The sequence below is a fragment of the Streptomyces sp. NPDC004065 genome (assembly GCF_044903565.1).
GTDB lineage: Bacteria > Actinomycetota > Actinomycetes > Streptomycetales > Streptomycetaceae > Streptomyces.
Window position 1 is genome coordinate 1 of record NZ_JBJDQT010000055.1, and the last position, 12,936, is coordinate 12,936.

General features: G+C 71.4%; 12 protein-coding genes and 1 tRNA gene. 6 read left to right on the forward strand and 7 right to left on the reverse strand.

The genetic code is table 11. The features are described from left to right. Positions 1-154: 154 nt before the first annotated feature. The 6 genes from ACI2LW_RS33225 to ACI2LW_RS33250 all read right to left on the reverse strand — a co-directional run bounded on the left by ACI2LW_RS33225 (position 155) and on the right by ACI2LW_RS33250 (position 6,476). A complete protein-coding gene (locus ACI2LW_RS33225) occupies positions 155-1,081 on the reverse strand; it encodes a Bax inhibitor-1/YccA family protein (RefSeq protein ID WP_404734990.1) in 927 nt (308 codons plus the stop codon). A gap of 213 nt (positions 1,082-1,294) precedes the next feature. Then, positions 1,295-2,470: a 4-hydroxybenzoate 3-monooxygenase gene (locus ACI2LW_RS33230; RefSeq protein WP_404734991.1), complete on the reverse strand. Its 1,176-nt coding sequence runs from the start codon at positions 2,468-2,470 to the stop codon at positions 1,295-1,297. A gap of 346 nt (positions 2,471-2,816) precedes the next feature. Beyond that, positions 2,817-3,503 (reverse strand): hypothetical protein, encoded by a 687-nt coding sequence (locus ACI2LW_RS33235; protein ID WP_404734992.1) that lies wholly within the window; start codon positions 3,501-3,503, stop codon positions 2,817-2,819. Between the two features lie 396 nt (positions 3,504-3,899). After that, entirely contained in the window at positions 3,900-5,819 is a 1,920-nt protein-coding gene (locus tag ACI2LW_RS33240) for a hypothetical protein (protein ID WP_404734993.1), read from the reverse strand. 174 nt (positions 5,820-5,993) lie between these two features. Continuing rightward, positions 5,994-6,212, reverse strand: a complete 219-nt coding sequence (locus ACI2LW_RS33245; RefSeq protein ID WP_404734994.1) for a hypothetical protein — start codon at positions 6,210-6,212, stop codon at positions 5,994-5,996. A 48-nt stretch (positions 6,213-6,260) separates the two neighbouring features. Beyond that, a complete protein-coding gene (locus ACI2LW_RS33250; RefSeq protein ID WP_404734995.1) occupies positions 6,261-6,476 on the reverse strand; it encodes a hypothetical protein in 216 nt (71 codons plus the stop codon). Between the two features lie 262 nt (positions 6,477-6,738). Between ACI2LW_RS33250 and ACI2LW_RS33255 the strand changes: the two genes are divergently transcribed. The 4 genes from ACI2LW_RS33255 (at position 6,739) to ACI2LW_RS33270 (ending at position 8,670) form a co-directional block, all read left to right on the forward strand. Then, positions 6,739-7,131, forward strand: a complete 393-nt coding sequence (locus tag ACI2LW_RS33255) for a helix-turn-helix domain-containing protein (RefSeq protein ID WP_404734996.1) — start codon at positions 6,739-6,741, stop codon at positions 7,129-7,131. A 340-nt stretch (positions 7,132-7,471) separates the two neighbouring features. After that, entirely contained in the window at positions 7,472-7,732 is a 261-nt protein-coding gene (locus ACI2LW_RS33260) for a hypothetical protein (RefSeq protein ID WP_404734997.1), read from the forward strand. Positions 7,733-8,074: 342 nt separating this feature from the next. Continuing rightward, positions 8,075-8,404 carry a hypothetical protein gene (locus ACI2LW_RS33265; protein ID WP_404734998.1) on the forward strand — a complete coding sequence of 110 codons (330 nt, stop codon included), beginning with the start codon at positions 8,075-8,077 and terminating at the stop codon, positions 8,402-8,404. A gap of 38 nt (positions 8,405-8,442) precedes the next feature. Next, positions 8,443-8,670, forward strand: coding sequence for a hypothetical protein (locus ACI2LW_RS33270; RefSeq protein WP_404734999.1), 228 nt, complete (start codon positions 8,443-8,445; stop codon positions 8,668-8,670). Between the two features lie 109 nt (positions 8,671-8,779). On the opposite strand, the gene ACI2LW_RS33275 is transcribed toward ACI2LW_RS33270, so the two are convergent. Then, positions 8,780-8,865 (reverse strand) — tRNA-Leu (locus ACI2LW_RS33275). A 413-nt stretch (positions 8,866-9,278) separates the two neighbouring features. Between ACI2LW_RS33275 and ACI2LW_RS33280 the strand changes: the two genes are divergently transcribed. Together ACI2LW_RS33280 and ACI2LW_RS33285 are read left to right on the forward strand one after the other, a co-directional pair. After that, on the forward strand, positions 9,279-10,049 hold the full coding sequence (locus ACI2LW_RS33280; protein WP_404735000.1) for an ABC transporter ATP-binding protein: 771 nt from the start codon (positions 9,279-9,281) through the stop codon (positions 10,047-10,049). Between the two features lie 241 nt (positions 10,050-10,290). Continuing rightward, positions 10,291-12,816 (forward strand): ABC transporter permease, encoded by a 2,526-nt coding sequence (locus ACI2LW_RS33285; RefSeq protein WP_404735001.1) that lies wholly within the window; start codon positions 10,291-10,293, stop codon positions 12,814-12,816. The last annotated feature ends 120 nt before the right edge of the window (positions 12,817-12,936 follow it).

Sequence of the window (12,936 nt, forward strand, 5' to 3'; positions counted from 1 at the left end):
GCTCCCTCAACCCCGCAAGATCATCACGTCCAACGGCCACGGTCCTCGCAACTCCCACAGATCGCGGGTGTTGCGAGGACCGTTAGAACCCAAGGAGAACCGGGGCCCTTGCGCTTGGCCGGCGCGGTACGCGGGCGCGGACCGGCGCTCGGCGCTAGTCGTTCTGGTTGAGGATCGCGATGATCCGCAGGAACTCCATGTAGATCCACACCAGCGTCAGCGTGAGGCCGAAGGCCGCGAGCCAGGCCTCCTCGCGCGGCGCGCCGTAGGCGATGCCGTCCTCGACCTGCTTGAAGTCCAGGGCGAGGAAGCAGGCGCCGAGGATGATGCCGATGACACCGAAGAAGACGCCGAGGCCGCCGCTGCGGAAGCCGAGGCCGTCACCGCCGCCGAACACCGCGAACAGCAGGTTCACGGCCATCAGCAGCACGAAGCCGAGCGCGGCCGCCATCACGAAGCCGTAGAACCGGCGGTTGACGCGGATCCAGCCCGCCTTGTACGCGATCAGCACACCGGCGAATACCGCCATCGTGCCGATCACCGCCTGCATCGCCGCGCCGCTCGCGATGCGGTTGTCGACGATGCTGGAGATGACACCGAGGAAGACGCCCTCGAACGCCGCGTACGTGAGGATCAGCGCGGGCGAGGCCTTGCGCTTGAAGGACTGCACGAAGGCCAGCACCATGCCGATCAGCGCGGCGCCGATGCCGATGCCGTACGACTTGCTGATGTTGGCGTCGTCGACCGGCAGCAGCGCCCAGGCGAGCGCGGCCGTGACGATCAGCGTGCCGAGCGTGGACGCGGTGCGGGCGACGACGTCGTCCATCGTCATCCGGCCGGTGGTGGCCGGGGCCTGCGGCGGCGCGCCGTACTGCAGGTCCTGCTGGGCGTACGGGTTCTGCGCGTACGGGTTCTGCGCGTAGGGGTTGCCGCTCGGCTGGGCGTACGGGTCGCCCTGCGCGTAAGGATTGCCCTGCGTGCCGACAGCGGGGCCCCCGGCCTGCGGCGCGGTGTTGAAGCCCGCGTAGCCGTTGTCGCGGCTGAACCCCCGTCGCGAGAAGACCGGGTTTCTGCTCCTCATCTCACTCCTCCATGGCCGAACGTCGCGGCCTTGGCTCAAGAGTAATGGAAAGGCAAAGGATCGACCCTAGTACCTGCGGAGGATCTTTCCCTCGTCCTGCTGCGGAACACGCTACGCGGACAGGTGATTCCCGGCGACGGACCGTGGCATTCATGACCAACCTGCGACACGTCCGGAACCGGCCGGAGATCACCGCCGTCCGGGGGCCGGCGGTCAGCCGAGCGGGAAGCCGGTGTAGGCCTCGGCCAGGTCGGTCGCGGCGGCGCGCACGGAGGCGATCCGGTCCAGCCGGGCCAGTTGCAGACGCCCCTCGAACGGGGTGGCGCCGGGGTCCGGGTGGAGCATCGTCGTCATGTCGTAGCTGAACCGCTCGGCCTGCCAGACGCGCCGCAGGCAGGTCGCCGAGTAGGCGTCGAGCAGCCGTGCCGATCCGGTCTCCTTCTCGTGCGCCAGCGCCCGGGCGAGGGTGACGACGTCCCCGACGGCGAGGTTCAGGCCCTTGGCCCCGGTCGGCGGCACGATGTGGGCGGCGTCCCCGGCGAGGAACACCCGGCCGTGGCGCATGGGCTCGTGGACGTAGGACCGCATCGGCGTCACCGACTTCTGGGTGATCGGCCCGCGGCGCAGCCTCCAGTCGTCGTCCGTCTCCAGCCGCCGCTCCAACTCGTCCCAGATCTCCTCGTCGGACCAGCTCGCCGGGTCGGTGTCCGCCGGGACCTGGAGGTAGAGGCGGGAGACGGACGGGGACCGCATGGACAGCAGGGCGAAGCCGCGGTCGTGGCGGGCGTAGACCAGCTCGTCGTGCGAGGGCGCCACGTCGGCGAGGATGCCGAGCCACCCGAAGGGGTACGTCCGTTCGAACACGCGGGACACGGAGTCGGGGAAGGCCTTGCGGGCCACGCCCCAGAAGCCGTCGCACCCGACGACGTAGTCGCACTCCAGGACGTCCTCGCGCCCCTCGTGCCGGAACCGGACGGACGGACGGTCGCTCTCCGCGCCCTGCACGGCCAGGGCCTCCGCCTCGAACAGCAGCGGACCGCCCCGCTCGAGCTGGAGCGCGATCAGGTCCTTGCAGACCTCGGTCTGCGCGTAGACCATCACGGACCGGCCGCCGGTCAGCCCCGGGAAGTCGACCCGGTGCCGCCGCCGCGCGAACCGCAGCTCGATGCCGTCGTGCCGGAGCCCCTCGCGGTCCATCCGCTCCCCGGCGCCCGCGGAGCGCAGCACGTCCACCGTGCCCTGCTCCAGGATTCCGGCGCGCTGCCGGTGCTCGACGTAGGCGCGGTCACGGCTCTCCAGGACGACCGAGTCGATCCCGGCGTTGTGGAGCAGCCGGGCGAGCAGCAGGCCCGCCGGGCCGGCTCCGATGATGCCGACGGTGGTGCGCAACGGTCGTTCCCTTCGGGTGGGGCGCGTCGGAGCGCCGACGGCCTTGTTCGCGTGGTGAAACTTCCTTCACTGGTTGGGGTGAGTCTCCGTCCGGACCCGTCCGATGTCAATGGTGGGTGCCCGTGGCGGGGCGGCCGCGGTGGTGGACGGCCCGCGGCCCCGGACCCGGGCCGGACGTACGGCGGCTGGGAGCGGGGCCGGCGTACGGCGGCCGGGACGGGGACCGGGGCCGGACATACGACGGCCGGGACCGGGGCCGGGGCCGGACATACGGCGGCCGGCCGCCGCGTCCGCGCGATCAGGTCGCGGACGCGGCGGCCGGCCCGGGGGGACGGCGTGGGCGCGGTCAGTGGCCCGGCCAGCCGTCCAGATGGCGGTGCATGGCCACGCTGGGCCGCGCCTCGCCCTTGGCGGTGTGGCTCTTGGGCGCCTTCGCCACCGCGTCGTTCAGGACCGCGGTGACCTCCCCGGCGAGCCCCTCGACACGCGTCCGCAGCTCGGTGGCGGGCAGCGAGGACCGGGTCAGCGCGTCCAGCCGGCGGTGGATGTCGTCCAGCCGCCGCCGGGTGCCGGTGTCGAAGGTGAACGGGGTGGGCGTGGAGACGACGAACTGGTAGGCCCCGGCGAGGGTCTGGCAGCCGTTGCAGTGCTTGTTCGCGGCGTCGCTGATGTTGACCGCGTTGAGGTGCGTGCGCTCCCCGGCGAAGGTCACGACCTGGAACGACAGCGCCACCGAACGGCACGCGTCGTCGGCCGAGCAGCCGGCCGAGACCGCGTTGGCCTGGTTGCGCACGGCGGCGGCCTTCACCGCGCCGTACTGGCGCACGGTGAAGGAGTCCTTGGCCTGTGTGTGGTGCGCGCGGTCGGCGTGGGTGAAGACGTGGTCGGTGGCGACCGCGGCGTGCGGCGCCGCGGTGGCGGCCTGTGCGGGCACCGCGGTCGCCACCCCGGCGACCCCGGCGGCGAACAGGCCCACCCGCATGGCCCGTTGGGTCAGGGGACTGCTGGTACGTGGTTTGCGATGACTGTTCATCGAACCTCCTGCGCTGAAGAGAGAAGTTGGGTGACGGCGGGGCCGCGGCCGGCCGCGCCGGCGAAACGGCGGGCGCCCGCACGGCCCGGCGGGGCGGTCGCACGGACCGCGGCCCCGGAAGCCGCCGGGTGGTTGCGCCGCCCCCGCGGCGGAGGCGGCCGCAGCGGAACCGCAGGCCGGGCCGCGCGGCAGCGGCGCCGAACCGGAAGCCGCTTCCGCCGCGCCCGGACCCCGGGCCGCTTGGGCCCGCGCCCGGACCGTGGGACGGCCCGCGGTGACCCGGCCGCGCGGGAGTGCATCAAGGCGGAACGCGCCCGGCCGGCACGCCCCCGACCAGGACGCGCCCGGCCGGCACGCCCCCGACGACCAGGACGCCCCCGGTCGGAGCGCCCCGGGTCAGGGCGACGCAGCCACGCTCGGCGACTCACTGGGCGGCGGCGACGACGGACTGGCCGGGGCCGAGGAGACCGACAGGCTCTCCGTCGGCGTGGCCGTGACCTGTCCCCCGGACCCCACGGGAGCGGACGGCACGCCGGGCTCCTCCACCGCCCCCTTGCTCGAGGGCGCCGCGGGCCGCTGCGAGGAGCTGGGCTTGCCCGTCCCCCCGGCCGTTGCCCCGGGCGAGGCCGCGGCGCTGCCCGACGCCCGCCCCGACGGCACGGCACCGGGCCCGGCCGACCCGGTCGCGTCCGCCGTGCCCGAAGGCGTGGCGGACACCCCGTCCGACGGCGCGCCCGACGACGGGCCGTCCGGCGTGGAGGCGTGCCGCGGCGCCGGCTCCTGGGTGGACACCCCCGGCTGCAGTATCGGTGCGATGGGCGGCTTCTTCGGCAGGGGCCGGGGCGTCATCCCGGACACCCAGGCGTAGCTCAGCCCCGTCAGGCCGGCCAGCGCCAGCGCGCACACCGCCACCCGCAGCACCGGCCGGCCCTCCGTCGCGCGCTTCGCGGCCCGGAAGAGCCGGCCGGTCAGCTTCACCGACAGGTAGACGACGCCCGCCATCGGGCACAGCAGCATCACGCAGCCGATGAGGCCGACCAGGCCCTCGACGATCTTCCCGTCCACGAACGCGGTGCCGGTGCCGACCACCTGCTCGGTCAGCGACCGCGTCATCGTGGCGATGATCCGCGGCAGGTTCCACAGTGCGTAGCCGAGTTCGCCGACCAGCAGCGGCACCATCGTCAGCACCCAGGTGGCGACGATCGTGCGCGCCGACTTCTTCAGCCCGGCGACCTCCTTGCGGGCCTCCCGGCCCTTCCGTCCGGGCAGCAGGCCCAGCAGGATCGGCTTGATCTTGCCGTACAGGTCGGGCACGCCGGCCAGGTCGCCGAGGATGTAGTAGCCGTCCAGCCGGACGGCCGGCATCAGCTGCTCCAGGATCTCGAAGTGCCCGAGATAGACCGCGGCCAGGAAGAACTGCGCCCCGGTGGCGAAGTACGCCGCGGCCATGGCCAGCATGAAGACGACGTTGAAGTACACCCCGCCCAGGTCGGTGCGCAGCCGGCCGCCGCGCCCGATCCGGTAGACGTCGGTGACGTCGGTGTACATCGACGGCCAGATGAGGAAGAGCCCGCAGCCGATGCAGCCGGGCCGGGCGCCGCCGTATCTGCAGGCGGAGGCGTGGCCGAACTCGTGGAAGACGAGCGAGGCCACGGTGAGGACGAAGACGATGAGGATGAGGACGGGCTGGTCGAGGACCTCCAGGACCGGTTCGATCGCCCCGAAGAAGCCGAACAGCCAGACGTCCATGACGACCGCCGCGGCCAGTACCGCCACGACCACGGCCGGCCGGTGCAGCCAGGCGAACGCCCGGGCGATCTTCGCCGTGCGGCGCTCGTTGAAGATCACCCGGTGGCCCTTGAGGGCGAGCAGGAGGTCGGAACGCGGGGCGTCGACCTCCTCGCTCTCCTGTCCGTCGGGGACCGTCACCCCGAGCGGTTCGAGTTTGCCCTCGACCAGGTAGCGGATGTTCTCGCCGCTGACCTCGCGCCCGAACCGCGCGCTGACGCGGTGGGCGATGAGCTCGACGTCGCGGACCCCGTCGATCGACGACGCCACGAGGTACAGCAGCCGGGACAGCTGCACGACCTGCCCGTCCCCCCGACGGGCGATGTACTTCGGCTCGGTGAAGCCCGAGCCCTGGTACTCACCGTGCAGCTGGAGTCCCGCACTCAGCCGCGGGACGAACGCGGCCGGCTGTTCGACGACCGGCAGGCTGCCCGTCGCCACCTGCTCGTACGTCACCGGCCAGCCGCCGGGCCCGGGTACCGGGCCCGTGTCGTGCAGCGTCGGCGCCCCGTCTCCGAGCACCGTCATATGTGGTCTCCCCCCACGTTCTCCCCCGTCCTCCCCGCAATCCCCCCGGCAACCCCGGGCCCCGGCCGGCCGGTTGCCCGGGACCGGGGTTGCCTCCGGGGGCGCACGCGCCGTGAGTCCTCGCGCGGTGCGCCCCCGTGGCGTCCTCGCAGCGCCGCCCGGGCGCTGCCGCCGTTACTGCGTGACGTTGATGCTCTGGGCGGCCTGCGACTGGGCGACCGAGTTGAAGGAGTGGTCGTTCAGCGCGGCGGACTCGTTGTGCGCCGAGATGTTGGCCACGTGCTTGGTGACGTTGACGGTCTTGCCGAAGCTGAACTTCAGGCGACCGAGGGCCTCACGGCCCGGCAGCAGCTCCGCGGACTCGCTGTCCAGCTCACGCATGTCCATGCTCATGACGGATGTCCTTTCGGTGGTTCAGGTGTGGGTTCGGGTGGCGGCGGATTACTGGTGAACGTTGATGCTCTGGCCGGCACCGGACTCGGCCACGGACCACGCCGAGTGGTCGTTCAGGGCGGCGGACTGGTTGGCGGCCGAGATGTTCGCGACGTGCTTGGAGACGTTGACGGTCTTGCCGAAGCTGAACTTCAGGCGACCGAGGGCCTCACGGCCGGGCAGCAGCTCCGCGGACTCGGCCTCGAGCTCGTGGGCGTCCATCATGATCAATTCCCCCTCAGGGATAGACATTTCCGGTCGGACGAAGTCAGGTTCCCCCCGGAATTCGTCCAACTTGGTCGGACGTGCTGTCCAACGAGATTGGACACTAGGGCCTGCCGGGCCCCTCGCGCAACCCCGTTCATGAATCGCCCCCCTGCTCCCCTCTCGGCCGTCGCGGCCCACGCCCGTAGAATCGGCCCCGACGTGGGGGATTTCCCCCACGCTCTGTCGGGCGGCGAGCAGGACGAGCAGGAAGTGACCACCAGTGGCCAACGCACTGCAGCAGTTGATCCGTGACCGCCTCGACCGCAAGGGCTGGTCCTACGGCGACGTGGCGCGGCGCGGCGGCGTCCCCCGCTCCACCGTCCACCACCTGGCCACCGCCGACCGTGTGGTGCGCATGCCGCAGCCGGCCACACTGGAGGGGCTGTCCAAGGGGCTGGAACTCCCGTTGGACACCGTGCGCCGCGCCGCGGCCGAGGCCTGCGGCATCCACGTCTACGGCCCCGGCACGGACGCCGAGGGCGGCACGCCCCGGCCCTCCGACCCCGAGGTGGACCTGCTGATCGCCAGCGTCCAGAAGCTCTCGGCCGACGACCGCCGCCATGTCGCGGCCCTGGTGGAGTCCCTGCTGGACCGCTCGTCACCGGAGAAGTGACGCCCCCCGGCCACCCGGCCGAACCACTCCCCGGCTCCACTGGCCCGGACCACGGACCGGACCACTCCCGGGCCACTCCCCAGACCAGGGACCGAACCACTCCTCGAGACCACTGTTCGGACCACCGGCCGTCCCCTCCCCGAAATCACTGCCCGGACCACCGACCGGGCGAATGACCGGACAGATGACCGACACGACCGTCCGGTGACGCCGGATGCCCGATTGCCCGCCATCTCGGAGAAAGAATCCGGACGGCCCCAAAACCACCGAGATCCGCCGCTAGTCTCTCGTCTGCCCGAGGCGCGAGAGCCGCACGACCCCGGGCTCCCAGGGGGGACATGTGTTGTTCGTGCATGGCGGTCCGACCACGGCCGTGGTCCGGAATCCCGCCGGAGACGCGGTGGTCCTGCTGTCCGGTGAGCTGCCCGACGTACTCACCGACCAGGCCCTCACCGAGCTCCTGGACCTGGCCGCCGCCATTCTGGAGGCGGACGAACTGGTCCTGTTCCACAAGTGCCTGAAGGCCCTGCGCCGCAACGGCATGAGAGCGGGCCGCCGCATCGAGGTCGACGGCGCCGTACTGACGGTCTACGAGGGCTGAACCACCCACACCTGGGCCCAGAGCCCGGTCCCGGCCCTTGCGTCACGTGAAGCTCGTTGTCGGCCAGGCCCGTCCGGATCTGCTGGTGCCGGAGTCGATCACGGACACCAAGCTGGAGTCCGACCTCGTTTCCCAGTGCTGTGACCGCGAAGGTTCACCGGGTTGGGTTGTCTTCAACGGCCACCTGTACCAGTACAGTCAGGGGTGAGCAGGCCGGGACGGCCTCCCGCCCACTGAGGGCCCAGACAGGGGCCGATCTCGTTGAACCGGTCCCTCGGCGGCGAACAACGTCGCCAAGATCGTCGCTGGCAGGTCAGACATCATCACGACGGAAGACCCCCGATGAAGAGGCTCACCGCTCACCTGGCCGGTATCACGCTGGGCATCGCGGCCGTGACCGGCTGCGGCGGGAGCGACGGGGGTGTGAAGGGGAACTCGAAGGTGGACATGCAGGAGGCGGCAGAGAAGGCGGACGCTCTGGTGTACCGGACCTTCAGCGCGGTCCACCCCCCGCTCGACTGGACGCATGACACTTCGGACCACGGCAGTTGCAGCGGCTCCGAGGCTTACGGGGATGTCACCCGCCGCGCGGTCGTCATGACGAAGGTGTCGGCGGACGGCGCGGGACTCTGCTGGGCGTCGTCGAGCGGTACTGGAAGAAGGCCGGACTGAAGATCACCAAGGTCGTTTCCGACAAGGAGTTCCCCGAGATGTACGCCGAGACTGATGACGGACTGTTGCGCACCGGCCTCGTCGTCGGCGGAGAAGGGCAGTTCTTCCTCGACGTGCAGACGGCCTGCGTTCGCACGTCTCAGGTCGAGGCGCCGGCGACTCAAACGCGGGGACACAGCTACTACGGCAAGGACGTACCACGCCCGAACGTGGTTGACCCCTTCTGGTCCTCTCACGAACCGGTAAGCGCTGTACCTGCAACCTAGGTGCGTCGTCAGCTCCCTGTGAAGAAATTGCGCACCCGGCGGCAACCGGACAGCGCTGCCGACCCCGCGGCCGCACCCCTCCCCCAGCCAAGGTGGGGTCCTCAGTGGGTGGTGCCCGGAACCGGACTTGAACCGGTACGCCCGCGAGGGGCAGCGAGGTTTAAGCTCGCCGTGTCTGCATTCCACCATCCGGGCAGGCCATGGGCTCCGCACTGCGGTTCCGAGCCTAGCGGGATGCGTCCCCCGGACAGCGGGTGGGTGTTCTCATGTTGTCTTGTTTTATTGACATGTGAGGGAGCATCAGCACTTACGGCAGGCCGTTGGCACTTGCCACCAGCCTTCCGGGTCGCGTCCGCCCGCACACGTGGAATGACGGAATTTCACCGTCCGAACAAGGGGGCTCCACCTGTTCCCGACATCCCCCTTCCAGGGGACGCGGCAGGGTGACTTCCGGGGCCGGCGTCATCCCCAGGTATGACGGGGGCCGGTGCGGTCCGACCCGAGTCGGCCCCCGGAACCGGAACAGCGGCTGACTACACGGGCCGATTCGGCGACCACGATGGACAGCGTCCCCGAGAACGTCGTCGTCCCGTCAGGAGCACCAAACCGTGACCACCTCCTCCATCGCCGGCCGGACCACCGCCGTGGCCGCGCGCGCCACGGATCTGTCCAAGGTCTACGGACAGGACGAGACCCAGGTGGTGGCCCTCGACCGCGTCTCCATCGACTTCGCGCAGGCCGAGTTCACCGCGATCATGGGCCCGTCCGGGTCCGGCAAGTCGACGCTGATGCACTGCGTGGCGGGGCTGGACACCTTCTCCTCCGGGTCGGTGCGCATCGGCGACACCGAGCTCGGCGCGCTGAAGGACAAGCAGCTCACCCGGCTGCGCCGGGACAAGATCGGTTTCATCTTCCAGGCGTTCAACCTGCTGCCGACGCTGACGGCCCTGGAGAACATCACGCTCCCCATGGACATCGCGGGCCGCAAACCGGACCGGCAGTGGCTGGACACGGTGATCGGGATGGTCGGGCTCGCCGACCGGCTGGGTCACCGGCCCTCGCAGCTCTCCGGCGGCCAGCAGCAGCGTGTGGCGGTGGCCCGCGCGCTGGCCTCCAAGCCCGAGATCGTCTTCGGTGACGAGCCCACCGGCAACCTCGACTCCCGCTCCGGCGCCGAGGTGCTCGGCTTCCTGCGCAACTCGGTGCGCGAGCACGGGCAGACCGTGGTGATGGTGACCCACGACCCGGTCGCGGCGGCGTACGCGGACCGCGTGGTCTTCCTCGCCGACGGGCGGATCGTGGACGAGGTGTACGGGCCGACGGCCCAGTCCGTCCTCGACCGCATGAAGCAGTTCGACGCCAAGGGCCGCACCAGCTGAGAGCCGCGCCGGCCGGCGATCCTTCCGGCCGACCATCCTTCCGGCCGGCGATCCTTCGGTGATCCTTCCGGCCACTCCGGCCTTGCGGCGCGTGTGTCGCGCGTCCGCCCACCTCGGCCCGCCGGGGGCCATGCCGCTCCGGCCGCCCGGGGGCCGTCCCTCTCCGCCCGCCCGGGCTCTCCCGCTCCGGCCGCGCGGCCCCCGCCCACTTCCGCCTCGTACCCCTGGACTGAGACAACCCATGTTCCGCACCGCCTTGCGCACTGTGCTCGCGCACAAGGCCCGGCTCCTGATGACCGTGCTCGCCGTGATGCTCGGCGTCGCCTTCGTGTCGGGGACCCTGGTCTTCACCAACACCATCTCCGACGCCTACCAGAAGAGCTCCGCCAAGGGCTTCGGCCACGTCGACGTCGCCGTGCGCGCCGAGTACCAGGAGGGCGAGGGCGACCGCGTCGGCAGGACCCCCGAACTGACCCGGGCGACGCTGCAGAAGAGCGCCCGGGTGCCTGGAGCCGCCTCCGCCGTCGGCGTCGTCAGCGGCTTCACGGCCGTCGCCGGCAAGGACGGCAGGCTGATCGGCGACGGCTTCCAGTCGCAGGGCGGCAACTACTGGGGGACCGAGGACCCCCGGTACCCCCTGAAGGACGGCGTCGCCCCGCACGGCCCCGGCCAGGTCGCCATCGACTCCGAGACCGCCCGCCGCACCGGTTACCGGGTCGGCGACACCGTGCGCATCTCCGTCGACGGACCCGTCCTCACCCCGCGGATCACCGGCGTCTTCACCACCGACGACGGCAACGTCGCCGCCGGCGGCAGCCTCGCCCTGTTCGACACGGCCACCGCCCAGAAGCTGTTCGGCAAGCCGGGCACGTACGACGAGATCGACGTCCGGGCCAAGGCCGGCACCAGCCAGGCGGAGCTGAAGGCGCAGCTGGACCGGGCGCTGCCGAAGACCACGCGGACCACGACCGGGCAGCAGCTCGCCGACGACCAGGCGCGCATGATCTCCGCCTCCATGAGCGGACTGCGCCAGGGCCTGCTGGTCTTCGCCGGTATCGCGCTGTTCGTGGGCACGTTCATCATCGCCAACACCTTCACCATGCTGGTCGCCCAGCGCACCCGGGAACTCGCGCTGCTGCGCGCCGTCGGCGCCTCGCGCCGGCAGGTCACCCGGTCGGTGCTGACCGAGGCGCTGGTGGTGGGCGTGGTGGCCGCCGTGACCGGCCTGGTCGCCGGCATCGGGATCGGCGCGGGCCTGCGGTCCCTCATGGGCTCCCTGGGCGCCACGGTGCCCGACGGCCCGCTGGTCGTCACGCCCGGCACGGCGGCCGCCGCGCTCGCGGTCGGCGTGCTCGTCACCGTGCTGGCCGCCTGGCTGCCCGGCCGCCGGGCCGCCAAGATCCCGCCGGTCGCGGCCATGAGCAGCGTGCACGCCAAGGCGACGACCAAGTCGCTGGTGCTGCGCAACACGCTCGGCGCCCTGTTCTCGGCGGCCGGCGTGGCCGTGGTCCTCGCGGCCACCACGATGGACGGCTCCGACGGGCAGGCCCCGATGGGCCTGGGCGCCGTGCTGCTGATCACCGGCGTGTTCGTGCTGACCCCGCTGCTGTCCCGCCCGCTGATCGCGGCCGCCGCACCGGTGCTGCGCGCGTTCGGCGTCTCCGGCCGGCTCGCCCGGCAGAACTCGGTGCGCAACCCGCGCCGTACGGCGGCCACCGCCTCCGCGCTGATGATCGGACTGACCCTGATCACCGGTATGACGGTGATGGCCGGCAGCCTCCAGCACTCGATCGACAAGATGGCCTCCGCCGCGATCCGCGCCGACTACGTGGTGTCGATGGCGAACGGCAACCCCCTCTCCCCGGACGTCGACCGCAGGCTCGCCGCCGCCGACGGGGTCACCGCCACCAGCCCGCTGCGCAACGCGGCCTCCCGCGTCGACGGCGAGACCGAGTACCTCACCGGCGTCAACGGCCCGGTGTTCGGTGAGCTCACCGACCTGAAGGTCGACGACGGCACGTTCAGGATCGGCGGCACCCGGGTCGTGGTGGACGACGAGACCGCCGAGTCGCACCACTGGAAGGCCGGTTCCGGCTTCACCGTCGCCTACGAGGACGGCCGCAAGCAGCGGCTGACGGTCGCCGGGGTCTACCAGGGCAACGACATGATCCGCGGCATCCTCCTGGACAACGCCACCCTCGCCCCGCACCAGAGCGACCCGGCCGACATGCAGGTCATGGTGAAGACCTCCGGCGGCGCCTCCCAGGCCGCCAAGGACAGGCTGACCGAGGCCCTCGGGGACAACCCGGCGATCAAGGTGCAGGACAAGAAGGACATCTCCAACAGCATCGCGCAGATGTTCACCCTGATGCTGAACATGCTCTACGGCCTGCTCGCCATGGCGGTGATCGTCGCGGTCCTCGGGGTCATCAACACCCTGGCGATGTCGGTGTTCGAGCGCTCCCAGGAGATCGGCATGCTCCGCGCGATCGGCCTGGACCGCCGGGGCGTCAAGCGGATGGTCCGGCTGGAGTCGCTGGTGATCTCCCTGTTCGGCGGGGTGCTCGGCATCGGGCTCGGCGTGTTCTTCGGCTGGGCGGCCGGTGAGCTGCTGGGCACCAGGATGGCGACGTACGAGCTGGTGCTGCCGTGGGCGCGGATGGCGGTGTTCCTGCTGCTGGCGGCGGCGGTCGGGGTGCTGGCGGCCCTGTGGCCGGCCCGCCGGGCGGCCCGCCTGAACATGCTGCAGGCCATCAAGTCCGAGTAGCCGGGCACGCGGAGGGCCCCGTTCCTGCTTGGGTTCAAGGGGTCGTCGCAACACCACTTGGTTTCAGGTGGTGAGTAGATCACGTAGACGCTCGGCTGGGGTATCCCAGCCGAGCGTCTT

Excerpts from the sequence above, each read along its gene's own strand:
- ACI2LW_RS33245 (WP_404734994.1), bottom strand. The coding sequence starts at position 6,212 with ATGAGCATGGACATGCGTGAGCTGGACAGCGAGTCCGCGGAGCTGCTG.
- ACI2LW_RS33225 (WP_404734990.1), bottom strand. The coding sequence starts at position 1,081 with ATGAGGAGCAGAAACCCGGTCTTCTCGCGACGGGGGTTCAGCCGCGAC.
- ACI2LW_RS33270 (WP_404734999.1), top strand. The coding sequence starts at position 8,443 with ATGTACGCCGAGACTGATGACGGACTGTTGCGCACCGGCCTCGTCGTC.
- ACI2LW_RS33250 (WP_404734995.1), bottom strand. The coding sequence starts at position 6,476 with ATGATGGACGCCCACGAGCTCGAGGCCGAGTCCGCGGAGCTGCTGCCC.
- ACI2LW_RS33240 (WP_404734993.1), bottom strand. The coding sequence starts at position 5,819 with ATGACGGTGCTCGGAGACGGGGCGCCGACGCTGCACGACACGGGCCCG.
- ACI2LW_RS33285 (WP_404735001.1), top strand. The coding sequence starts at position 10,291 with ATGTTCCGCACCGCCTTGCGCACTGTGCTCGCGCACAAGGCCCGGCTC.
- ACI2LW_RS33235 (WP_404734992.1), bottom strand. The coding sequence starts at position 3,503 with ATGAACAGTCATCGCAAACCACGTACCAGCAGTCCCCTGACCCAACGG.
- ACI2LW_RS33265 (WP_404734998.1), top strand. The coding sequence starts at position 8,075 with ATGAAGAGGCTCACCGCTCACCTGGCCGGTATCACGCTGGGCATCGCG.